Annotated in this window: 1 protein-coding gene; it reads left to right on the top strand. The window is 72.8% G+C overall.

Going from position 1 to position 400, the window contains the following annotated elements; genetic code table 11:
* Positions 1–265: hypothetical protein (locus HNV26_RS37680; protein ID WP_216613101.1), on the top strand; the 265-nt coding region annotated here is incomplete at its 5' end.
* Between the last annotated feature and the right edge of the window lie 135 nt (positions 266–400).

Genomic DNA, 400 nt, shown 5'->3' with positions numbered 1-400 from the left:
GGGCTGGCGCGTGGACCAGCACGAACGCTTCACCGCCGCGCTGCGCGAGGGCGCGGAGCGCAACGCCGTCGCGCTCGCGCGGCTGGTGGAAGGGGGCGACGGCTCCATCCGCCCCCCGACGCCCGCGATGATGTTCGTCGCCACCCGCGCGGTGATGGGCGCGATCCGCAGCGCGTCGCTCGAGGACTCCCCGCTGCTCGGGCGGCCGGCCTTCGAGGACGAACTGGTGCGCATGCTCTGGGGCGTGCTGCGCGCCGACGGCTGAGGGGCCTATGTTCGCTCAGCGCTGCCGCGGCACCCGGCCCATCAGGTAGAACTCCGGATTGGGCTGCATGCCCGCGAAGCTCGCCATGCGGTTGGAGAGGCCGAAGAACGCCGTGATGGCGGCGATGTCCCAGAT

It is taken from the genome of Myxococcus xanthus, assembly GCF_013116825.1.
Classification (GTDB): domain Bacteria; phylum Myxococcota; class Myxococcia; order Myxococcales; family Myxococcaceae; genus Myxococcus; species Myxococcus xanthus_B.
This window is presented reverse-complemented; position numbering and strand designations above follow the sequence as displayed.